Here is a 19,604-nt window from a genome sequence, read left to right on the forward strand (position 1 = left end):
CAACCGGATACATGACCGAGCTTACAACCGTGTTTATTATTTATAAGTTAAATTTACCTCATTTTAACACTTGGTAACATGACCAAATGCTAACACAGCCCATAAATACAAGAATTCCGGGATGCCTTCAGGCACCCCGGTCTCTTTATGATCGCGCTGGCAGCTAAATCAGCTTACGTAAACAGGGCCGATACCAACGCTCCAGATCACCACAGTAATGGCCAGCAGACCCACAAACATCACGAGGCCGACAGTCAGTACTGCAGAAGCAAACATGAAACCTCGATCCTCCGGTATTTTCATCAGTATCGGCAGTCCCTCGTAAAGCAGGTAGACGGCGTAGGCGACAGCAATCAGGCCAACTATCATGTTAACCCAGATGTTGGGATAGGCTGCAATGACTCCCAGCAGAAACACCGGTGTTGCCGTGTAGGCAGCCAGTGTAATGCCTCTCGGGGTGCTGTCCTCTACTTCATAGGTCGCTGCGAAAAAGTCGATGAAGCGCCCGATGATAAAGATGCCTGCCAGCATGGCACCGTAAAAGAGCACGGAAAGCTGCAGGGCACTGGTTGATGTCAGCCTGACTATCTGGCCGTCACCAATTTGCCAGCCAACCTGTGTGCTGCCATAGAAGCCCGCCAGGGCAGGGATCAGTGCCAGTAACAGAACGTGGCCGAGGTAAAGCTTGCCAACGGATTCCGACTCGTTGCGAATGGCTTCCCATTCACGGTCCGGATGCGTAAGCAGACCCAGGGTATGGGTTAGACTCATGGATGTACTCCTGTTCATTATTGTTTTGTTGTACATCTTCAGTCTTGGCGGGAACGCCTGCCCGGTCAAGAGAAAGATTAAATTTTGATCTTTCTAAAGGCAGATCTGATATAACCTTGAAATCTACCTGGCAATGCGCTTTTTCCGTTTTCTCGGGTGAACAATGGCAGCCTTGACGACATTATCCTTGATCTGAAGTACTTCTACCCGGTGCCCGCCCACTTTCAGGCAGACGTTGGTTTCAGGAATATTCTCCAGGGTTTCTGTGATCAGCCCGTTGAGGGTTTTGGGTCCGTCAATCGGGAGCTTCCAGCCAAGGGTCTTGTTGATCGTTCTGACGGCCGACGTGCCGTCGATAATAAAGGTGCCGTCATTCTGGGGGATTATGTCGGGGCTGGTGGCCGCATAATCGGTTGTGAATTCGCCGACAATCTCTTCCAGTATGTCTTCCAGGGTGGCCAGGCCAAGAACATCCCCGTATTCGTCGACGACGATGCCGAAGCGGCGCTTCTCTTTCTGGAAGTTGATCAGCTGAGTGTTCAGGGGGGTGCTTTCGGGGATGAAGTAGGGCTCGCGGCAAAGCTGCATCAGCATGGCCTTGTTGATGTCATCCTGCAGTAACAGCTTTGAGACGTTGCGCAGGTGAAGTACGCCCTGGATATTATTGATGTCGCCCTTGATGACAGGAAGCCGGGTATGCTGGCTGCTTCTGAGCTGGCGCAGGATGGTGTCCAGATCGTCGTCCAGATCAATGCCTACAACTTCATTGCGCGGAACCATGATGTCATTCACGGTTACCTTTTCAAGATCCAGAATGCTGACCAGCATGTCCTTGTGTTTCGCCGGGATCAGCGCCCCCGCCTCGTTTACAAGGGTTCTGAGCTCCTCCCGGCTAAGGTGTTCATTGGCTGAGTCGTTGGGGGATACACCGATGATCTTCAGGATGGCGCCGGTAAACAGATTCACGGCCCAGACAACCGGGTAAAGGATCTTGAGTAGCGGGCCCAGTACGTGGCTGGCCGGAAACGCAATTTTTTCCGGGAACAGCGCGGCAAGGGTTTTGGGCGTCACCTCCGCAAAGATCAGTATGACGATGGTCAGTAACACGGTGGCAATGGCAATGCCGGCATCGCCCCAGATGCGAATGGCAATGACGGTCGCAATTGCGGAAGCAAAAATGTTGACGAAATTATTGCCGATCAGTATGACGCCGATCAGCTGGTCTGTGCGGTTCAGCAATGCCTGAGCGCGCTTGGCGCCCTTGTGACCGGTTTTTGCCATATGCTTCAACCGGTAACGGTTGAGCGACATCATGCCGGTCTCGGAACTCGAGAAGAATCCGGAGAGCAGTATCAGTCCTGCCAGGATGATAAACAGCGCGGTAAGCGATGTTTCGTTCAAGACGGGGTGTCCTTATGTTGCTGACGAGTAGCGAAAATAGGTGGTGGAGGTTTCAGGTGTCAAGTATTGCCTGTGTTTGCAGGGTTCTGCTCAGCCGCCCCGCTGAAAGACCATTTCGAGGGCAAACTTGCTGCCGTAGAAAGCCAGCATCAGCAGGGCACAGCCTGCGAGAGTCCAGCGGCTGGCCGTTATGCCCCGCCAGCCGCGAGTGTAGCGCCCGACCAGCAACGCCAGGAAGACGATCAGGGACAGAAGCGAGAACACGGTCTTGTGGGCCAGGTCCTGGGCAAAAATGTCGTCAATGAAAAGGGCCCCTGTCACAATAGCCAGTACCAGCATCACCACGCCTGCCCAGACCATTTCAAATAGCAGGGATTCCATGGTCTGGAGTGGCGGCAGGTTCCTGATCAGTATGCTGTTGTAGTTGTGTTTGAGCTGGCGGTTCTGCAGGTAAAGTAATGCGGCCTGTATGGCGGCCAGGGTAAACAGGCTGTAGGCTGTCACCGACAGGGCAATGTGGGACAGCATGCCGTAGCTGTCTTCCGGCACCAGCCGTGAAGACGAATGGGTGATCAGACCCATGATGATGGTTACTGCCGCGATGGGATAAACGCCCAGGAAGAGACTCTGAACGGGCTTGCGAAGATTGAGGCCGAGCAACAGGAAGACGATGAGCCAGGAAATCAACACCGAACTCTGGAAGAATCCGAAATCGAATCCGCCTTCACGGTGAATCGTCTGGGCAATCAGCAGGCCGTGGGCGGTCAGGGCCAGCATGCCAATGAGAGTGGTTATTGCGATATTGGTGTGCACCCGGCCCCTGAAGCTTAGAGCCTGCAGGGCAGTACCGATGCTGTACAGTAATAATGAAGTGACCGCGAGAATCAGCGTTCCCATGACTTCCTTTTAACCACTCTCTGTCTGGGGGTCGGCGGGGTTTGACGCCGATTTGACCGGGCTGGTCGTTTCAGGGCGATAGTCTGGTTATAATGTCGCGATTATGCAACAGGAATCAAGGAACCTGATCGGGTTCCGGTGTTTCATGCACTCAATTAATCCGGGTACGGAAGAGCAACATGTTTGAAAACCTCCAGGACCGACTTTCCGGCAGTCTGCGCAAGATCTCGGGTCAGGCGCGGCTGACTGACGACAATATAAAGGAAACGCTGCGTGAAGTTCGCATGGCGCTTTTGGAGGCAGACGTTGCCCTGCCAGTGGTCAAGGCATTCATAGAGGGTGTGCGTCAGCGGGCCATCGGCCAGGAAGTCCAGCGCAGCCTCAGCCCGGGGCAGGTGTTCGTTAAAGTAGTCCAGCAGGAGCTGGAGCGCGTGATGGGGGATGGTAACGAGTCTCTCAACCTGGCAGTAACGCCCCCGGCAGTCATCATGATGGCCGGTTTGCAGGGCGCCGGTAAGACCACCACCGTTGCCAAGCTGTCCCGTTTCCTCAAGGAGCGGCACAAAAAATCAGTCATGGTGGTGAGTGCTGACGTGTATCGTCCGGCGGCAATTCGCCAGTTGGAAACCCTGGCGGGGGAAGTGGGTGTCGAGTTTTTTCCCAGCTCCGCCGACCAGGACCCGGTAGACATTGCCAACGGTGCCATGGATGCTGCCCGCAAAAAGCACATAGATGTAGTGATCCTGGATACCGCGGGCCGCCTCCACGTCGATGAGCAGATGATGGGCGAGATAGGGCGCCTGCACAAAGCGGTAAACCCGGTCGAGACCCTGTTCGTGGTGGATGCCATGACCGGTCAGGACGCTGCCAACACGGCCAAGGCGTTTAACGATGCGCTGCCGCTGACAGGTGTGGTCCTTACCAAGACCGATGGCGATGCCAGGGGCGGCGCTGCGCTGTCCGTTCGGCACATTACCGGTAAACCCATCAAGTTCCTGGGTGTGGGGGAGAAGTCCGATGCCCTCGAACCGTTCCATCCGGATCGGGTCGCTTCGCGCATTCTGGGTATGGGCGATGTGCTCTCCCTTATTGAGGAAGCTGAGCGCAAGATTGATCAGAAAAAAGCCCAGAAGCTGACAAAGAAGATCAAGAAGGGCAAAAGCTTTGACCTGGAGGACTTCCGCGACCAGTTGCAACAGATGAAAAGCATGGGTGGAATCGGCGGCCTGATGGACAAGCTGCCGGGTATGGGGCAGATGGCACAAATGGCCCAGCAGCAGGTAAATGACAAGTCCATGGGGCAGATGGAAGCCATCATCTGCTCGATGACGCCCAAAGAGCGCCGTTACCCGGATGTCATCAACAATTCCCGCAAACGCCGCATTGCAACCGGTTCCGGCACCCAGATCCAGGATGTGAACCGGCTGCTCAAGCAGCACAAACAAATGCAGAAAATGATGAAGAAAATGGGCAAGAAAGGCGGAATGGCTAACATGATGCGGGGTCTTGGCGGTATGATGCCGCCGGGCGGAGGAGGTGGTGGTATGCCACCCCGTGGGCGTATGTAGAAACCGGGATGTATTCCCTGTTTTCTTTGGCGTCCGTTTAGCATAGAATAGCGCCCCTTTCGAGTATGGGTCTTCGCGCCAGCCTTGGTTTGGCGGGTGTGAATCGTACAAAGTTCGTACAACAGAACAGGATATTGGTCGAAATGGTAATAATCCGTTTGGCTCGTGGCGGCTCCAAGAAGCGCCCGTTCTACCATCTGACAGTGACAGACAGCCGCAAATCCCGCGACGGTCGTTTTATCGAGCGCGTCGGTTTCTTCAACCCGGTCGCCCGTGGCCAGGAAGAGCGCCTGCGTATTGATCGCGATCGCATTGATCATTGGCTGGGCCAGGGCGCTCAGACCAGCGAGCGCGTTGCACAGCTGCTGAAAGGCGCTGCGGCAGAGTAACAGGGTTAACGTTTCACCACCGGGGTTAAGGTATGGCTCAGCATTCGCAGGAAACTGTGATTGGTCAGATTACCTCGGTGTTTGGGGTTAAAGGGTGGTTCAAGGTCTACTCTTTCACGGACCCCAGAGAAGGGATACTGAACTACCGTGACTGGACTCTGGTCCATAATGGCAAGCGTATTGCTGCAAAGCTTGAGGAGGGTCGCCGGCAGGGCCAGGGGATCGTTGTCAGGTTGAAAGGCATAGATGATCGTGAAATGGCGCGCAGTTACTGCGGCGCAGACGTTGTTGTGCCCACCGAACAGTTGCCAGAGCTTCCAGAAGGGGAGTATTACTGGCATCAGCTGGAGGGACTGGACGTTTTCACGGTTGAGGATGAGTGCCTCGGCAGGGTGCATCATCTGATAGAAACAGGCTCCAATGATGTCCTGGTGGTGAGGGCAACCGATGCCTCAATTGATCAGCGCGAGCGGTTGATTCCGTACCTTCCGGACCAGGTTGTCCGGAGTGTGGATCTTGCCGGCTCGCGCATGGTGGTCGACTGGGATCCGGAGTTCTGACGGGTGTGGATTGGCGCGGTCAGTCTGTTCCCGGAGATGTTTGTTGCGGTAACAGATTACGGGATTACCGGCAGGGCGGTCAGAGATGGTTTGCTGACTTTCAATGCCTGGAATCCTCGGGAGTTTACTCACGATCGTCACCGCACTGTTGACGACCGGCCTTACGGTGGTGGTCCGGGCATGCTGATGAAAATCCAGCCTCTGCGAGATGCCATCCATGCGGCCAGGGCGTCGGCACCCGGAGATGCGTGCGTAGTCTATCTGTCTCCCCAGGGAGAGAAGATGGACCAGAGCGTAGTTGAGTCACTGGCAGCAGAGCAGAATCTCATTCTGGTAGCCGGGCGGTATGAAGGCGTTGATGAACGCCTGATATCGGCCGAAGTCGACCGTGAGGTATCCCTGGGAGATTTCGTGCTCTCGGGTGGCGAGCTCGCAGCCATGGCTGTGATTGATGCGGTTACACGCCTCATCCCCGGAGCGCTGGGTCATGCGCAGTCGGCAGAGCAGGATTCTTTTGCTGACGGTTTGCTGGATTGTCCGCACTACACCCGGCCCGAGGTTTACGAAGGTCAGGCGGTGCCGGATATTTTGTTGGGCGGTCACCATGATCAGATCCGGCGTTGGCGGCTCAAGCAGTCGCTGAGGCGAACCCGGGAGCGACGCCCCGACCTGTTGGAAAAGCGGGTGTTTACGGACGAAGAGCGTGAGCTGCTGGAAGAGATTTTGAACGAACCGGGTGCCTCTGAATCATCAGGGCATTAACAGATTGGGTATCAGGAGCACAAACGATGAGCGGCAAGAACAACATCATCAGTCAGATTGAATCAGAGCAGATGACCAAGGAAATCCCTGCCTTTGCGCCGGGTGATACCGTGGTCATCCAGGTTCGCGTAACTGAAGGCAACCGTGAGCGTCTGCAGGCGTTTGAAGGCGTTGTCATCGGCAAGCGCAACCGTGGCATGAACTCTTCCTTCACTGTACGGAAAATTTCCTACGGTGTTGGCGTTGAGCGTACTTTCCAGACCTTCTCCAAGCTGATCGACAGCATCAGTGTGAAGCGTCGCGGTGACGTGCGCCAGGCCAAGCTTTACTACCTGCGCGACCTGTCTGGCAAGGCAGCTCGTATCAAGGAAAAGCTGGGCTGATCAGCAGGATTCTGTTGATTACAGTTCGTCGGGAAGGCAGCCAATGGCTGCCTTTTTCGTGTCCGACTCCCGGAACTGCATTGGCGCAGTTCGTTTCGAGTAAACTGCCATGAGCCGGAGAACCACTTCCAGAGCCGAGTTACGGCCGGGCGATGAAGCAATTATTGTGCGTTTTACCGATGCCGTCTGGCTTGAGGACGGGCTGGGCGAGAAAACCCGCCAGGCCTACCGCAGTGACCTTGAGCGGCTGGCCGTCTGGCTGCAGGAACAACCGGGAAAACCGATGCTGACAGAGGTTCGCCGCACTGATCTGCTGGCCTGGATCTCCCGGGGCCTGGCCGATGGTTTCAAGACCTCTACCGCCGCCCGTCGCCTGTCCGGTCTGCGCCGGTTCTATCGCTACCTTCTGCGTGAGGGGGTGATTTCCGAGGATCCCACGCTCCGCATCGACAGCCCCAGGCTGCCACGGCGCCTGCCGGATTCACTGTCGGAAGAGGATGTGGACAACCTGCTGATGGAACCCGACCCCGAGGTGCCCATCGAGCTTCGCGACAAGGCAATGATGGAAATCCTGTATGGCTGCGGGCTGCGGGTGTCGGAACTGGTGGAACTGACCGTCGACGAGGTTAATCTGCGCCAGGGGTTGGTAAGGATTGTGGGCAAGGGAAACAAGGAGCGGCTGGTTCCCCTGGGCGAGGAGGCCATTGACTGGCTTGTGCGATACATGAAGGAAGGTCGCGGTGAGCTTCTCCGGGGGCGGCCCAGCAATGCGCTGTTCCCCGGAAATCGCCCGTCCGCAATGACGCGACAGACCTTCTGGCACCGGATAAAGCACTACGCTGTCCGGGCAGGTATCCACAAGCATCTGTCGCCTCACACCCTGCGGCACGCCTTCGCCACGCATTTGCTGAATAATGGTGCGGACCTTCGGGTCGTGCAGATGCTGCTGGGCCATTCGGACCTCTCCACCACGCAGATATACACCCACGTCGCCCGTCAGCGGTTGCAGTCACTGCACCAGTCTCACCATCCCCGAGGCTAGTCCTGAGACCGGTTATACGCGAGCAACGCACCTTGATACACTGAACTTTTTGTGGCGGCCGATGTCGCAACAACTCGGCGGTTACTCTGTCTCGGCGGGTACCCCTTAGCCCTGAGGGCTGAACGTCCTGTGAGCCCTTCAAACTGGAAACCAATATGTTGATCAAAAGCCTTTTCAAATCCTGTCTGCTTTTCATTGCCGCTGCCCTGGCCGGGGTAACAACACTGCAAGCGGGCGAAGTCGAGGATACCATTGCCGAGAAGTTGACGGCGGCAGTGCCCGGCCTGAAAATTTCCGAAGTCCGCGAGTCAGAAGCCAAGGGCCTGTACGAGGTCTCCAGTAATAATGGAGATACCATTTTTACCACAGCCGATGGGCAGTACATTCTTACCGGGGATCTTTTGAAAGTCACCAGTAATGGTATCGCCAACGTCTCCGAACAGGGCCGGGTAGAGCAGCGGTCACGGGTCATGGACGACTTCGGTGGCAAAGGTGTGATCAGCTACCCGGCCACGGGCACGGAAAAGGCATCCATTGCCGTCTTCACCGACATCGACTGCCCGTACTGCCGTAAGATGCACGACGAAGTGCCACAACTCAATGAGATGGGCATCACCGTTCATTACTACGGTTTCCCCCGTTCCGGTCCCAATACACCTTCATTCCGTAAATACATTTCTGTGTGGTGTGCGGACGACCAGCAAGCTGCCATGGATGCTGCCAAGCAGGGTCGCAGTGTTGAACAGCAAAGCTGTGAAAATCCGGTCAGGGAACAGTTCCAGCTGGGCGGTCGCGTTGGTGTGACAGGCACCCCGGCGATCGTGCTGGAAGACGGTACCATGGTGGCTGGATACGTGCCGGCGGAAAAACTGGCTGAAGGCCTCGGGCTGCTCTGATAGGCTACCGGTTTGAAGTTCTGGCTGTTGTGTCGGCGAGGGCTTATTCGGGCGCCCGTTAACCGTTATACTGTCGCTCCCCACAGCAACCCATCGGGAACAGAGGTGAAAGCTTGAAAGACGTCAATGTCGGAATCTGCGGACTGGGAACAGTCGGTGGTGGTACGTTCAACGTACTGACCCGGAATACCAGCCTGATCACAGGCCGGACAGGTTTCAATATCCGGATTGCCAGGGTGGCTACACGTACGCCCCGCAAGGATATTGATCTGGGTGATATCCCGTTCAGTACTGACGTATTCGACGTGGTGAGTGACCCCTCAGTGGATATCGTGGTGGAACTGATCGGCGGCTACGAAACGGCGCGGGAGCTGGTGCTTGCAGCCATCAAGAATGGCAAGCACGTGGTGACGGCCAACAAGGCCCTGATTGCTGTTCATGGCAATGAAATCTTTGAGGCGGCGGCAAAGAAGAACGTCATCGTTTCCTATGAAGCAGGTGTTGCCGGTGGTATTCCGGTGATCAAGGCAGTTCGCGAAGGCATGGCGGCCAACCGCATTGACTGGATTGCCGGCATCATCAATGGCACCGGTAACTACATCCTGACCGAAATGCGCGCCGGCCGTGAATTCGCCGAGGTGTTGAAAGAGGCTCAGGATCTGGGCTACGCAGAGGCCGACCCCACCTTTGATGTGGAGGGCATTGACGCTGCCCACAAACTGACGATTCTGGCATCGGCGGGTTTTGGCGTGCCGCTTCAGTTCGAGAAGGCCTACACCGAAGGAATTTCCGAAATTACCCCTTACGACATTGCCCATGCCGAGGTTCTGGGGTACCGCATCAAGCACCTGGGCATTGCCCGACGTCGCGACGAGGGCATTGAGCTGCGTGTTCATCCCACACTGGTTCCCCGTAGCCACCTGATCGCACAGGTTGATGGTGTCCTGAACGCCGTACTGGTGGATGGTGACGCTGTTGGCCAGACCATGTATTACGGCCCGGGCGCGGGTGATGAGGCCACAGCCTCTGCAGTGATTGCCGATATCATCGATGCTGCCCGGTCTGTCGCTGCTGAAAGCAACCAGCGTGTGCCCTACCTTGGTTTTGAGCCGTCTGCCATGGAAGATCTTCAGGTGCTGCCGATGGAGGATATCCAGTCAGCCTATTACCTGCGTATCCAGGCGCTGGACCGTCCGGGTGTGCTGGCAAAGGTGGCGTCCATCCTCAGCGAACACGGCATTAATATCGAATCCATCATGCAGAAGGAATCTGAGCTGAAAGATGGGCGCATTCCGGTGATTATCCTGACCCACACCGTTCAGGAGCGCCAGATCAACCGAGCCATTGAAGAGCTCGAAGCCCTCAGCGATATCGACGGAAAAGTCATTCGTATCCGTGCCGAAAACTTTAACTGACAGGAACGCGCAAGGTGAGATACATCAGTACACGGGGCGAAGCTCCCGCCCTGGGTTTTGAAGATGTCCTGCTAACAGGCCTGGCCACCGACGGTGGCCTTTATGTCCCGGAATCCCTGCCCCATTTCAGCCTGGAAGAAATCCGCAGCTGGCGCGGGCTTTCCTATAGCGAGCTGGCCTTCAAGGTGATGTACCCGTTCGTGGACGATGCCATTCCGGCGGAGGATTTCCGCCAGATGCTGGATGACACCTATGGTGAGGTATTCACCCACAAGGCTGTTGCCCCCCTGGTCCAGCTGGACACCAACGAGTGGGTCATGGAACTGTTCCGTGGCCCCACCCTGGCATTCAAGGATTTCGCCCTGCAGTTGCTGGGGCGCCTGCTGGACTATGTGCTGGAGAAGCGTCAGCAGCACGTGGTGATCATGGGGGCGACGTCCGGCGATACAGGGTCCGCCGCCATTGAAGGCTGTCGTCGCTGCAAGCACGTGGATATATTTATCCTGCATCCCCACGAGCGTGTCTCCGAAGTTCAGCGCCGCCAGATGACCACTGTAAAGGGTGACAACATCCACAATATCGCGGTGCGTGGCAACTTTGATGATTGTCAGCGCATGGTCAAGGCAAGCTTTGGTAACCAGTCCTTCCTGGGCGGACAAACCCAGCTCGCTGCGGTGAACTCCATCAACTGGGCCCGGATCATGGCCCAGATTGTCTATTACTTCCATGCTTCCCTGGCCCTTGGTGGCCCGGACCGCAGCATGGCGTTTTCCGTGCCCACGGGTAACTTCGGCGATATCTTTGCCGGCTACCTGGCCAGGAAGATGGGCCTGCCGATCTCCCAGCTGGTGATTGCCACCAACCGTAACGATATTCTGCACCGCTTCATGAGTGGTAACCGCTATGAGCAACTGCAGCTCGAGCATACCCTGTCGCCGAGTATGGATATCATGGTGTCCAGCAACTTCGAGCGCCTGCTGTTTGATCTGCACGGACGTGATGGCATTGCGGTAAAAGAGTTGTTGGAGAATGCCGCCAAGGGGCCGGTCAGTATTGAAGAGTACCGCTGGAAGCAAGCACGCAAGCTGTTTGACAGCGATGCGGTGGGTGACGAAGACACCACGGATACCATCCGTGAGATTTTCGAGCAGAACGAATACCTGCTGGACCCGCATACCGCCATCGGTGTGCGTGCCGCCCGCAACTGCCGGCGTGATCCGGCCATTCCGATGATTACCCTGGGCACCGCGCATCCGGCCAAGTTCCCGGATGCCGTGTTGCGTTCCGGAGTCAAGGCAGAGCCATCGCTGCCGCTGCATATGGCGGATCTGTTCGAGCGGCAAGAAGAATGCACTGTGCTGGATAACGACCTGTCTGCCGTGCAGAACTTTATCGCCAAACACTGGAAGAATACCTGATTGGTATGACACCGAAAAAAATCCTGCGTCGCCCCGGTCCGGAAACCACATCGGGCTGGGGCCAGAGCCTGCCTCCGTTGCTCCGCCGCCTCTACGCTGCCCGGGGTGTTACTTCCGACGAGCAGCTGACCTATACCCTGAAACACCTGGCATCCCCCATGGATCTCCGCGGAATCGAACGTGCTGTCGCTCTGTTGACGGAGGCAATTGCCAACCAGCAGCGGGTGCTGGTTCTGGGTGACTTTGATGCCGACGGCGCCACCAGCACGGCAGTTGCCATGCTGGGGCTAGGAATGCTGGGGTTGAACGATATCGACTTCCGGGTGCCCAGTCGGTTTTCGGATGGCTACGGACTGACGCCGGGAATCATTCACCGGCTTCAGGAGGAGGGCTCCCTGCCTGACCTGCTGGTTACGGTGGACAACGGTATTTCAGCGGTCGAGGGTGTGCGTGTCGCCCGTGATCTGGGTATAAAGGTGGTGGTGACGGATCATCACCTGGCCGGGGAAACCCTGCCTGACGCTGATGCCATCGTGAATCCCAACCAGCCCGGCTGCCCGTTCCTCAGCAAGAATGCCGCGGGCGTAGGTGTGATGTTCTACGTGCTGACAGCCTTGCGCAAACACCTGCGGGAGCAGGGCCTGCTGCCGGAGCCACAGCCCAACCTTGGCAGCCTTCTGGATCTTGTCGCCCTGGGTACGGTAGCTGACGTGGTGCCGCTGGATCACAACAACCGCATCTTCGTTGAACAGGGTCTGCGCCGCATCCGCCAGGGCGAAGCCCGCCCCGGCATCCTGGCATTATTGGAAGTCGCCGGCCGCGACCACGGTGAAATCAGTTCCACCGACCTCGGCTTTGTGGTTGGCCCCAGGCTTAATGCCGCCGGCCGTCTTGACGACATGAGCGTCGGGATCGCCTGCCTGCTGGCCGACAGCCGCGACGAGGCCCAGCGCCTGGCCCGGGAACTGGACACCTTCAATCGCGAACGGCGGACCATCGAGAAAGACATGAAAACCCAGGCCCAGGACCTGCTCGCTTCCATGTCGCTGGATATCGAAGGTTTACCCTGGGGGCTCGCCCTGTTCGACACCGACTGGCACCAGGGCGTGATCGGCATACTGGCCGCCCGTATTCGCGAGCAGACCCACCGCCCGACTATAGCCTTTGCTCCGGACGACAATGGCGAGGATATCAAGGGCTCCGCCCGTTCCATCCCCGGCCTGCATATCCGCGATGTGCTTGCGGTGGTGGACGCCCGTCACCCGGGCATGATGAAGAAATACGGCGGCCACGCCATGGCCGCCGGTATGACCCTGTCCCGCGATGACCTGGACGCTTTCAGCGAGGCCTTCGACAGAGCCGTGCGTGACACCCTCCGGGCAGAGGATCTGGAGGCTGCTATCACCACTGACGGCCCCCTGAGCCCTGATGAACTCCACCTGGACACCGCCACCCTGCTGAAACGGGCCGGCCCCTGGGGGCAGCATTTCCCGGAGCCGCTGTTCGACGGCAATTTCCGTGTGGTCAGCCAGCGCATTGTTGGCGAGAACCACCTGAAGCTGGTTCTCCAGCCGGAAGAGGGCGGCGCCATCATCGACGGTATTGCTTTCAACACCGGGCCGGAAGTGCCCGACTACACCCGGACCGGGGCCCGGGTGGTGTACAAGCCCGACGCCAATACCTTTCGTGGGCGTACCAATCTGCAGCTTCTGGTGGATTATCTGGAGCCTCTGGCCTGAGTCTTTGGCGGGCTGGGCCCGGGGTGAGGGACTCTTTTCTTTGGAAAAAGAACTCGCTGCGCTCAGACACCTTTTTCTGGCAGAAAAGAGTCCCTCACCCCGGGCCCGATCAAACCTGCGAGATAACGCCGTACTACCGGACATTGTTGGATTACGAGGCGGCGCCTCCTTCACCGAAGTCAGATTGCTACAAGCACCGAAGTAGCGGTTATCACCGGCTGATTTAAAAACAGATTTCCGGTAGAATCTCGCGTCTGATTTCGATCGCATCCATTTTCCGAGAGTGAGTAAGGATTTCATGGAAATCAACCCTATTGTTACGAAGATAAAAGACCTTCGTGAGCGCACTGAAGCGCTCAGGGGGTATCTTTGACTACGATCAGCGTAGTGAGAGACTGACCGAAGTAGAGCGCGAGCTGGAAGTGCCCTCGGTGTGGGAAGACCCCGAGCGGGCCCAGGCGCTGGGCAAGGAACGGGCCGATCTTGAGTTGATTGTACGGACCATCGATAACCTTACTTCTGGCCTGGACGACGCCGATGGGCTGTTGGAATTAGCCTCTGAGGAAGAGGACGAAGGTACGGTTGCCGAGATAGAAGCCGACCTGGAAAGCCTCGACAAGGAGCTGGAAAAACTCGAGTTCCGCCGTATGTTCTCCGGCGAGATGGACCCAAACAACGCTTACCTGGACATCCAGGCCGGCTCCGGTGGCACAGAAGCCCAGGATTGGGCCAACATGTTGCTGCGCATGTATCTGCGTTGGGCGGAGAGCCGTGGGTTCAAGTCAGAAATCGTCGAGTTGCAGGAAGGCGATGTGGCCGGGATCAAGAGTGCCACGGTTCACGTCCAGGGCGACTATGCCTTTGGCTGGCTGCGCACGGAAACTGGTGTGCACCGGCTGGTGCGTAAATCGCCGTTTGATTCCGGCAACCGTCGCCATACTTCATTCTCCTCCGTGTTTGTATCGCCGGAAGTGGATGACAGCTTCGAAATCGAGATTGATCCATCTGATCTGCGGGTGGACGTTTACCGCGCCTCCGGTGCCGGTGGTCAGCATGTCAACCGGACCGAGTCCGCGGTGCGTCTGACCCACAATCCCACCGGTATTGTCGTGGCCTGTCAGGCTGGCCGAAGTCAGCACCAGAACAAGGACCAGGCCATGAAACAGCTGAAGGCCAAGCTGTTCGAGCGCGAGATGCAGGAGCGTAACGCTGAGAAACAGAGGGCGGAAGACGCCAAGGCCGACATCGGCTGGGGCAGCCAGATTCGGTCATACGTGCTGGACGATGGCCGGATCAAGGATCTTCGCACCAAGGTTGAAACCAGCAATACCCAGGCGGTGCTGGATGGCGATATCGACAAGTTTATCGAAGCCAGCCTGAAGATGGCGCTGTAATCAGCGCCGTTACCAAGCTAACCCGGACAATTCCCGATTTTTGTGAGCCAAAATGACTGACCACACCCAGAATGCACAGCCAGAGGACAACAAGCTGATTGCCGAGCGCCGCGCCAAGCTGGCCGAGATGCGCGAGCAGGGCAACGCCTTTCCCAATAACTTCCGTCGCGACGCCACCGCCGCAGAGCTACAGGCCAAATATGGCGACAAGAGCAAGGAAGAGCTGGCGGAAATGGGTATCGTGGTCGCCATTGCCGGCCGCATGATGCTGGATCGCAAGGCGTTCAAGGTGGTTCAGGACATGACCGGCCGCATCCAGATCTACGCCTCCAAGGATGTCCAGAAAGACACCAAGCACTGGGATCTGGGTGACATCGTAGGTGTGCGTGGGGTCCTGTGCAAGTCCGGAAAGGGCGACCTGTACGTGAGCATGGACGAGTACACGCTGCTTACCAAGTCATTGCGGCCGCTGCCGGAAAAGCACAAGGGCCTGACCGATACCGAGGCCCGTTATCGCCACCGTTACGTCGATCTGATGGTGAATGAAGACAGCCGCCGGGTGTTCTACGCACGCTCGAAAATCATCAGTGTCATGCGCCAGTACTTCACCGACCGGGACTTCATGGAAGTGGAAACTCCGATGCTGCAGGTGATCCCGGGTGGTGCCACAGCGCGCCCGTTTGTGACCCATCACAATGCCCTGGGCATCGACATGTACCTGCGCATTGCGCCGGAGCTGTTTCTCAAACGCCTGGTGGTGGGTGGCTTCGAGCGTGTGTTCGAGATCAACCGCAACTTCCGAAATGAAGGGCTGTCTACCCGCCACAACCCGGAATTCACCATGGTCGAGTTCTACCAGGCCTATGCGGACCATAACGACCTGATGGACCTGACCGAGGACATGCTGCGCACGATCACCGAGAAGGTGCTGGGAACCACCACCGTGGTGAATACCCGCACCCTGGCAGATGGCGAGGAAGAAACCATCGAATACGATTTCGGCAAGCCATTCGAGCGCCTGACCGTGGTGGACGCCATCCTGCGCCATAATCCGGACATCAAGGCCGAGCAACTGGCCGACGAAACCGGCGCCCGCAAGGTAGCCAAGGATCTCGGTATCTATATCAAGAACGGCTGGGGGCTGGGCAAGGTCCAGATCGAGATTTTCGAGGCAACCGCCGAGCACCGCCTGATGCAGCCAACCTTCGTTACGGATTATCCGAAGGAAGTGTCTCCACTGGCCCGCTGCAAGGATAAGGACCCGTTCGTCACCGAGCGCTTCGAATTCTTCGTGGGCGGCCGCGAAATCGCCAACGGCTTCTCCGAGCTTAACGACGCCGAAGACCAGGCCGAACGCTTCCAGGACCAGGTAGCCGAAAAAGACGCCGGCGATGATGAAGCCATGTTCTATGACGAAGACTACATCATGGCATTGGAATACGGCCTGCCGCCAACCGCAGGCGAAGGCATCGGCATCGACCGCCTGGCCATGCTGCTGACCAATTCCGCTTCCATTCGCGACGTCATCCTGTTCCCGGCCATGCGCCCGGAACACAAAGCTGAAACGAAGAAAGACGAGGGCTGATCATGCAGCCGGTAGAGGTACTGGCAAAACAGCTCAAAACTGGCCGTGGCTGGTCCGAGCACCTTGCCAGTGAATTCAGCCAGCCCTACATGCAACAGCTGGCTGACTTCCTCGCGGCGGAGGAGCAGGCGGGCAAAACCCTGTTCCCCGCCAGCCACCTGTGCTTCAACGCCCTGAACAGCACCCCGCTGGAAAAGGTGCGCGTAGTGATCCTAGGCCAGGACCCCTACCACGGCCCCGGCCAGGCCCACGGCCTGTGCTTCTCAGTACGCCCTCACGTGGCCACACCGCCCTCCCTGGTCAACATCTTCAAGGAAATCCAGGACGACATAGGCATCCAGCCCCCGGACCACGGCTGCCTCCAACCCTGGGCCGACGAGGGCGTACTGCTCCTCAACAGCGTCCTCACCGTCGTTCAGGGCCAGGCCGGCGCCCACCAGGGCAAAGGCTGGGAAACCTTCACTGACAGGGTCATAGAAACCATCAACCGGGAACGGGAAGGCGTGGTGTTTCTACTCTGGGGAAGTTACGCAAAAAAGAAGGGACAGCACATCGACCGCAGCAAACACCTGATACTGGACGGCCCACACCCGTCCCCGCTAAGCGCCTACCGCGGCTTCTTCGGCTGCAAACACTTTTCCCGCGCTAACGAGTGGTTACAGCACAACGGTCTGCCGACAGTCGATTGGTCTTTGCCAGGCAAGTCAGAGTTGCTGGAGAAATACGGCAAAAATCAGTCGAAATAAGAGAGCGGGCGAGAAAAACAGCCTGCAAGAAAGTAAGGCCGGGCAGGGGGCTGAAGTATTTTTTCTGCCAGGAAAAGGTGTCTGAGCGAAGCGAGTTCTTTTCCCAAAGAAAAAATACTTCAGCCCCCTGGCCAGCCCCCCAAGAAATTATTTCAGAAGCGCCATAGCCGCTTCCATCTGAGCATTCAAATCCTCTTCCTCGCTCATATCAACCTCCGGATCCAACCCAAGCCGATCAAACGCCGAAATCGTCTTCCAGTCCACCTCGGTCCAGGGATGATCCGTACCTGCAATCAACTGCAGATTGGCAATCAACACCAGATCCGCATAATCCGCAGTTGGCACCTCGCGATGCAGATTGGCGTATTCCAGAGGCACATTCTGGAGCTCCTTCGGGAAATCCCACTTCTGCAAAATCGTCGCCCCGATACGCGGGTGAATCTCATCAATCACATTATCCAGCATGATACTGCTTATCTGGATATCCCGGTCTTCCACGTAACGCAGAATAGGCAAGACACCGATCAGATGCACCAGCCCCGCCAGTGTAGCCTGGTCCGGTTTGAGCCCGGTGTAATGCTGGGCCAGCACATGGCACACGCCCGCCACCTCGGTGCTCTTCTGCCAGGTGGCACGCAGGCGCTTGTCGATCATGTCAGATGTGGCCTGGAACATCTGCTCCATGGCCAGACCCATGGCCAGATTGCTGGTGTAGGCCATGCCAAGGCGACCGACCGCCATGTTCAGGTTTTCAATAGCGCGGCTACCGCGGAACAGCGGGCTGTTGCACACACGGATGATACGGGCGGAGAGCGCGGTGTCGTTACTGATGACCTTTACCAGGTCCATAATCGCGGAATCTTCGTCTTCTGCGATATCCCGCACCTGCAGCGCAACTTCTGGAAGCGTCGGGAGTACGAGTTTGTCGTTTTCAATGGCATCGTTGAGATCGGTTTTTATGGTTTCGACAATGTTCGACATGGTCAGCTATGGTCCGCCTGTTGAATTTTGCCTGGCCGGCAGAGGAATCCGGAAAGGCCAAAATGTTCAGATATATGAAGTACTTTATAGCAAATTTTCCGGATTCGTCCTGTCAACTTATGTATCAGACTTACCTGTTTCTTCACGTTCGGAAACAGTGTATGGCAGAGGGCGTAAGGAAAGGGGAGCGTCTGGTGCGCTCTCTGTTGCAAGACCGAGCTGAGCCGCATCGTGGCGAACTACTGCAAGAATTTCTACACGACCATCAGAAAAACCGACAGAATTGACCACGGTTCCCACAGAGCGATCACCATTCAAAATGGCGTCTCCGGGAGCGGGCGGGTTATCGGCATGGCCGGTGGTGAACCGGAAAAGGCTTTTTTTGAGCTGCCCCAGAAAATGCATCCTGGCTATGACTTCCTGCCCGGTATAGCAGCCTTTCTTGAAGTGAATGCCTCCCACGTGTTGCCAGTTCAGCATCTGCGGCACAAAACCGTCCTTGGTAGCCGGGCTGAGCGCTGCCACACCGGCTGCGATTTCGGAGGCATGCCATTCGGCCAGGGTTGCCTCCGGGAGGTTATCCAGGGCCTTTTGCAGCGACTGATCCAGATCCCCGGTCTGCCAGAGTTCATAACGGGCCATTCCTTCGGCGGTGTTCATTGTTCGAACGAGATGACCCCCATGAATTGCCAGGACATCCCCGGCAATAGCCAGTTCGCCTGCGGTGTCCGGCAGTAATTGTATGGCCGAAGATTCACCCATCAATCCGGTCAAACGGGCGCCGGGGACCAACTCCATGGAGGTGCCACGGAACAGCATCAGGTATTTCCGCAGATGGCTGATGGTATTGTCTGCCAGTTCTACCGGCAGCTCCATCAGTACGTCATCGCCATCCCTGACCAGCCGGGTCAGACAATAGGCCCGGCCTTTCGGGTTGCATGCTGCAGCCCTTGGTGAGTGGCTGCAGGTGACATCGTCAATCTGCTGGCTGAACTGTCCCTGCAGGAATTTGTCGGTGCCCGGCCCGGTTATTCGCACGATAACCCGATCGGAAATGGCGGCGCGGGCCGGATGGGGTAGTGGATAGCTGGCAGCCCGGGTTTTGTTATCTGACATGGGACGCTCCGGAATCAGTGGATTTTCTGAGCATTGAGGGGTTGCCTGCCATCGGCTTTGCCGGTTTCGGACGACGGCCCCAGGCGAAGCCACACCCTTAGCTGACGAAAGGTCTCCGGTGAGATGTTGCAAAGCCAGGGCGTGAGTGCAACCAGAACAACAGTATATGTATCTGACATGGAGCCGGTACGTCGCAGTTTCAAGATGGCAACTCCCGCGCCTACCCGGCTTTCATCAGCGGCTACCACTGCAACATCAGAGCCGGATCGAAGGCAGGCATAAAGCTGCTGGTTCTCAACCCGCAACCGGTTCACCGCGTTCTGTCCCGTGAGCAAGCCACTTCGACGGTACTGAAGGATGGCTCCGGAAAGTACGGCAATAACAAGTACCGACATTGCCAGAACCTGGCTGCTGGTGAACATTGCCACCAGTACGGTCAGCACCAGCCAGGGCAGGGCACACAGAAACGCCACCGGATGCGATGGCGAAATCTGCAGATCAATCCGGTTGGACACGTTTCAGCATGATATCGACGATGCGT

19 protein-coding genes are annotated in these 19,604 nt (G+C 57.1%); 13 read left to right on the forward strand and 6 right to left on the reverse strand.

Annotated features, from left to right (window positions below; translation table 11 throughout):
- Positions 1–168: 168 nt before the first annotated feature.
- The 3 genes from ACESMB_RS08115 to ACESMB_RS08125 form a co-directional block, all read right to left on the reverse strand.
- Positions 169–771, reverse strand: coding sequence for a Yip1 family protein (locus tag ACESMB_RS08115; protein ID WP_372927206.1), 603 nt, complete (start codon positions 769–771; stop codon positions 169–171).
- Positions 772–894: 123 nt separating this feature from the next.
- Positions 895–2,172, reverse strand: a complete 1,278-nt coding sequence (locus ACESMB_RS08120) for an HlyC/CorC family transporter (RefSeq protein ID WP_372927207.1) — start codon at positions 2,170–2,172, stop codon at positions 895–897.
- A 90-nt stretch (positions 2,173–2,262) separates the two neighbouring features.
- Positions 2,263–3,069 (reverse strand): inner membrane protein YpjD, encoded by an 807-nt coding sequence (locus ACESMB_RS08125; RefSeq protein WP_372927208.1) that lies wholly within the window; start codon positions 3,067–3,069, stop codon positions 2,263–2,265.
- A 179-nt stretch (positions 3,070–3,248) separates the two neighbouring features.
- Between ACESMB_RS08125 and ffh the strand changes: the two genes are divergently transcribed.
- From ffh to ung, 13 genes are all read left to right on the forward strand, one after another.
- A complete protein-coding gene (gene ffh / locus ACESMB_RS08130) occupies positions 3,249–4,637 on the forward strand; it encodes a signal recognition particle protein (RefSeq protein WP_372927209.1) in 1,389 nt (462 codons plus the stop codon).
- A gap of 143 nt (positions 4,638–4,780) precedes the next feature.
- A complete protein-coding gene (rpsP, locus tag ACESMB_RS08135) occupies positions 4,781–5,026 on the forward strand; it encodes a 30S ribosomal protein S16 (protein ID WP_007154391.1) in 246 nt (81 codons plus the stop codon).
- Between the two features lie 32 nt (positions 5,027–5,058).
- Positions 5,059–5,586 carry a ribosome maturation factor RimM gene (gene rimM, locus ACESMB_RS08140; protein WP_372927210.1) on the forward strand — a complete coding sequence of 176 codons (528 nt, stop codon included), beginning with the start codon at positions 5,059–5,061 and terminating at the stop codon, positions 5,584–5,586.
- Positions 5,587–5,589: 3 nt separating this feature from the next.
- Positions 5,590–6,348, forward strand: coding sequence for a tRNA (guanosine(37)-N1)-methyltransferase TrmD (trmD, locus tag ACESMB_RS08145; protein WP_372927211.1), 759 nt, complete (start codon positions 5,590–5,592; stop codon positions 6,346–6,348).
- Between the two features lie 26 nt (positions 6,349–6,374).
- A complete protein-coding gene (gene rplS, locus ACESMB_RS08150) occupies positions 6,375–6,731 on the forward strand; it encodes a 50S ribosomal protein L19 (protein ID WP_027831200.1) in 357 nt (118 codons plus the stop codon).
- 109 nt (positions 6,732–6,840) lie between these two features.
- Complete coding sequence (xerD, locus tag ACESMB_RS08155; protein ID WP_372971289.1) at positions 6,841–7,773, forward strand: site-specific tyrosine recombinase XerD; 933 nt, start codon at positions 6,841–6,843, stop codon at positions 7,771–7,773.
- Positions 7,774–7,928: 155 nt separating this feature from the next.
- Positions 7,929–8,669 carry a DsbC family protein gene (locus ACESMB_RS08160; protein WP_372927213.1) on the forward strand — a complete coding sequence of 247 codons (741 nt, stop codon included), beginning with the start codon at positions 7,929–7,931 and terminating at the stop codon, positions 8,667–8,669.
- 113 nt (positions 8,670–8,782) lie between these two features.
- The gene (locus ACESMB_RS08165) at positions 8,783–10,084 is read left to right on the forward strand and encodes a homoserine dehydrogenase (RefSeq protein ID WP_372927214.1); all 1,302 of its coding nucleotides are present in this window, start codon (positions 8,783–8,785) and stop codon (positions 10,082–10,084) included.
- A 14-nt stretch (positions 10,085–10,098) separates the two neighbouring features.
- A complete protein-coding gene (gene thrC / locus ACESMB_RS08170; RefSeq protein WP_372971290.1) occupies positions 10,099–11,502 on the forward strand; it encodes a threonine synthase in 1,404 nt (467 codons plus the stop codon).
- 5 nt (positions 11,503–11,507) lie between these two features.
- Positions 11,508–13,241: a single-stranded-DNA-specific exonuclease RecJ gene (gene recJ / locus ACESMB_RS08175; protein WP_372971291.1), complete on the forward strand. Its 1,734-nt coding sequence runs from the start codon at positions 11,508–11,510 to the stop codon at positions 13,239–13,241.
- A 298-nt stretch (positions 13,242–13,539) separates the two neighbouring features.
- A protein-coding gene (gene prfB, locus ACESMB_RS08180; protein WP_372971292.1) for a peptide chain release factor 2 occupies positions 13,540–14,635 on the forward strand; the annotation gives its coding sequence in 2 pieces (ribosomal slippage) (positions 13,540–13,611 and positions 13,613–14,635; 1,095 coding nt in all).
- 52 nt (positions 14,636–14,687) lie between these two features.
- On the forward strand, positions 14,688–16,220 hold the full coding sequence (gene lysS, locus ACESMB_RS08185) for a lysine--tRNA ligase (protein WP_372925505.1): 1,533 nt from the start codon (positions 14,688–14,690) through the stop codon (positions 16,218–16,220).
- A 2-nt stretch (positions 16,221–16,222) separates the two neighbouring features.
- Positions 16,223–16,966 carry a uracil-DNA glycosylase gene (ung, locus tag ACESMB_RS08190; RefSeq protein ID WP_372971293.1) on the forward strand — a complete coding sequence of 248 codons (744 nt, stop codon included), beginning with the start codon at positions 16,223–16,225 and terminating at the stop codon, positions 16,964–16,966.
- A gap of 147 nt (positions 16,967–17,113) precedes the next feature.
- Here ung and ACESMB_RS08195 read toward each other — a convergent pair whose 3' ends face one another.
- The 3 genes from ACESMB_RS08195 to ACESMB_RS08205 all read right to left on the reverse strand — a co-directional run bounded on the left by ACESMB_RS08195 (position 17,114) and on the right by ACESMB_RS08205 (position 19,578).
- Complete coding sequence (locus ACESMB_RS08195) at positions 17,114–17,947, reverse strand: HDOD domain-containing protein (RefSeq protein WP_372971294.1); 834 nt, start codon at positions 17,945–17,947, stop codon at positions 17,114–17,116.
- Positions 17,948–18,064: 117 nt separating this feature from the next.
- The gene (locus tag ACESMB_RS08200) at positions 18,065–19,063 is read right to left on the reverse strand and encodes a YgfZ/GcvT domain-containing protein (protein WP_372971295.1); all 999 of its coding nucleotides are present in this window, start codon (positions 19,061–19,063) and stop codon (positions 18,065–18,067) included.
- A 14-nt stretch (positions 19,064–19,077) separates the two neighbouring features.
- On the reverse strand, positions 19,078–19,578 hold the full coding sequence (locus ACESMB_RS08205; protein WP_372971296.1) for a hypothetical protein: 501 nt from the start codon (positions 19,576–19,578) through the stop codon (positions 19,078–19,080).
- Between the last annotated feature and the right edge of the window lie 26 nt (positions 19,579–19,604).

It is taken from the genome of Marinobacter sp. (assembly GCF_041686475.1).
Lineage (GTDB): Bacteria > Pseudomonadota > Gammaproteobacteria > Pseudomonadales > Oleiphilaceae > Marinobacter.

Bases quoted from the DNA above. Each gene is read 5' to 3' on its own strand.
- ACESMB_RS08115 (WP_372927206.1), bottom strand. From the start codon at position 771: ATGAGTCTAACCCATACCCTGGGTCTGCTTACGCATCCGGACCGTGAA.
- ACESMB_RS08125 (WP_372927208.1), bottom strand. From the start codon at position 3,069: ATGGGAACGCTGATTCTCGCGGTCACTTCATTATTACTGTACAGCATC.
- ffh (WP_372927209.1), top strand. From the start codon at position 3,249: ATGTTTGAAAACCTCCAGGACCGACTTTCCGGCAGTCTGCGCAAGATC.
- rpsP (WP_007154391.1), top strand. From the start codon at position 4,781: ATGGTAATAATCCGTTTGGCTCGTGGCGGCTCCAAGAAGCGCCCGTTC.
- rimM (WP_372927210.1), top strand. From the start codon at position 5,059: ATGGCTCAGCATTCGCAGGAAACTGTGATTGGTCAGATTACCTCGGTG.
- rplS (WP_027831200.1), top strand. From the start codon at position 6,375: ATGAGCGGCAAGAACAACATCATCAGTCAGATTGAATCAGAGCAGATG.
- xerD (WP_372971289.1), top strand. From the start codon at position 6,841: ATGAGCCGGAGAACCACTTCCAGAGCCGAGTTACGGCCGGGCGATGAA.
- ACESMB_RS08160 (WP_372927213.1), top strand. From the start codon at position 7,929: ATGTTGATCAAAAGCCTTTTCAAATCCTGTCTGCTTTTCATTGCCGCT.
- recJ (WP_372971291.1), top strand. From the start codon at position 11,508: ATGACACCGAAAAAAATCCTGCGTCGCCCCGGTCCGGAAACCACATCG.
- lysS (WP_372925505.1), top strand. From the start codon at position 14,688: ATGACTGACCACACCCAGAATGCACAGCCAGAGGACAACAAGCTGATT.
- ung (WP_372971293.1), top strand. From the start codon at position 16,223: ATGCAGCCGGTAGAGGTACTGGCAAAACAGCTCAAAACTGGCCGTGGC.
- ACESMB_RS08195 (WP_372971294.1), bottom strand. From the start codon at position 17,947: ATGTCGAACATTGTCGAAACCATAAAAACCGATCTCAACGATGCCATT.
- ACESMB_RS08200 (WP_372971295.1), bottom strand. From the start codon at position 19,063: ATGTCAGATAACAAAACCCGGGCTGCCAGCTATCCACTACCCCATCCG.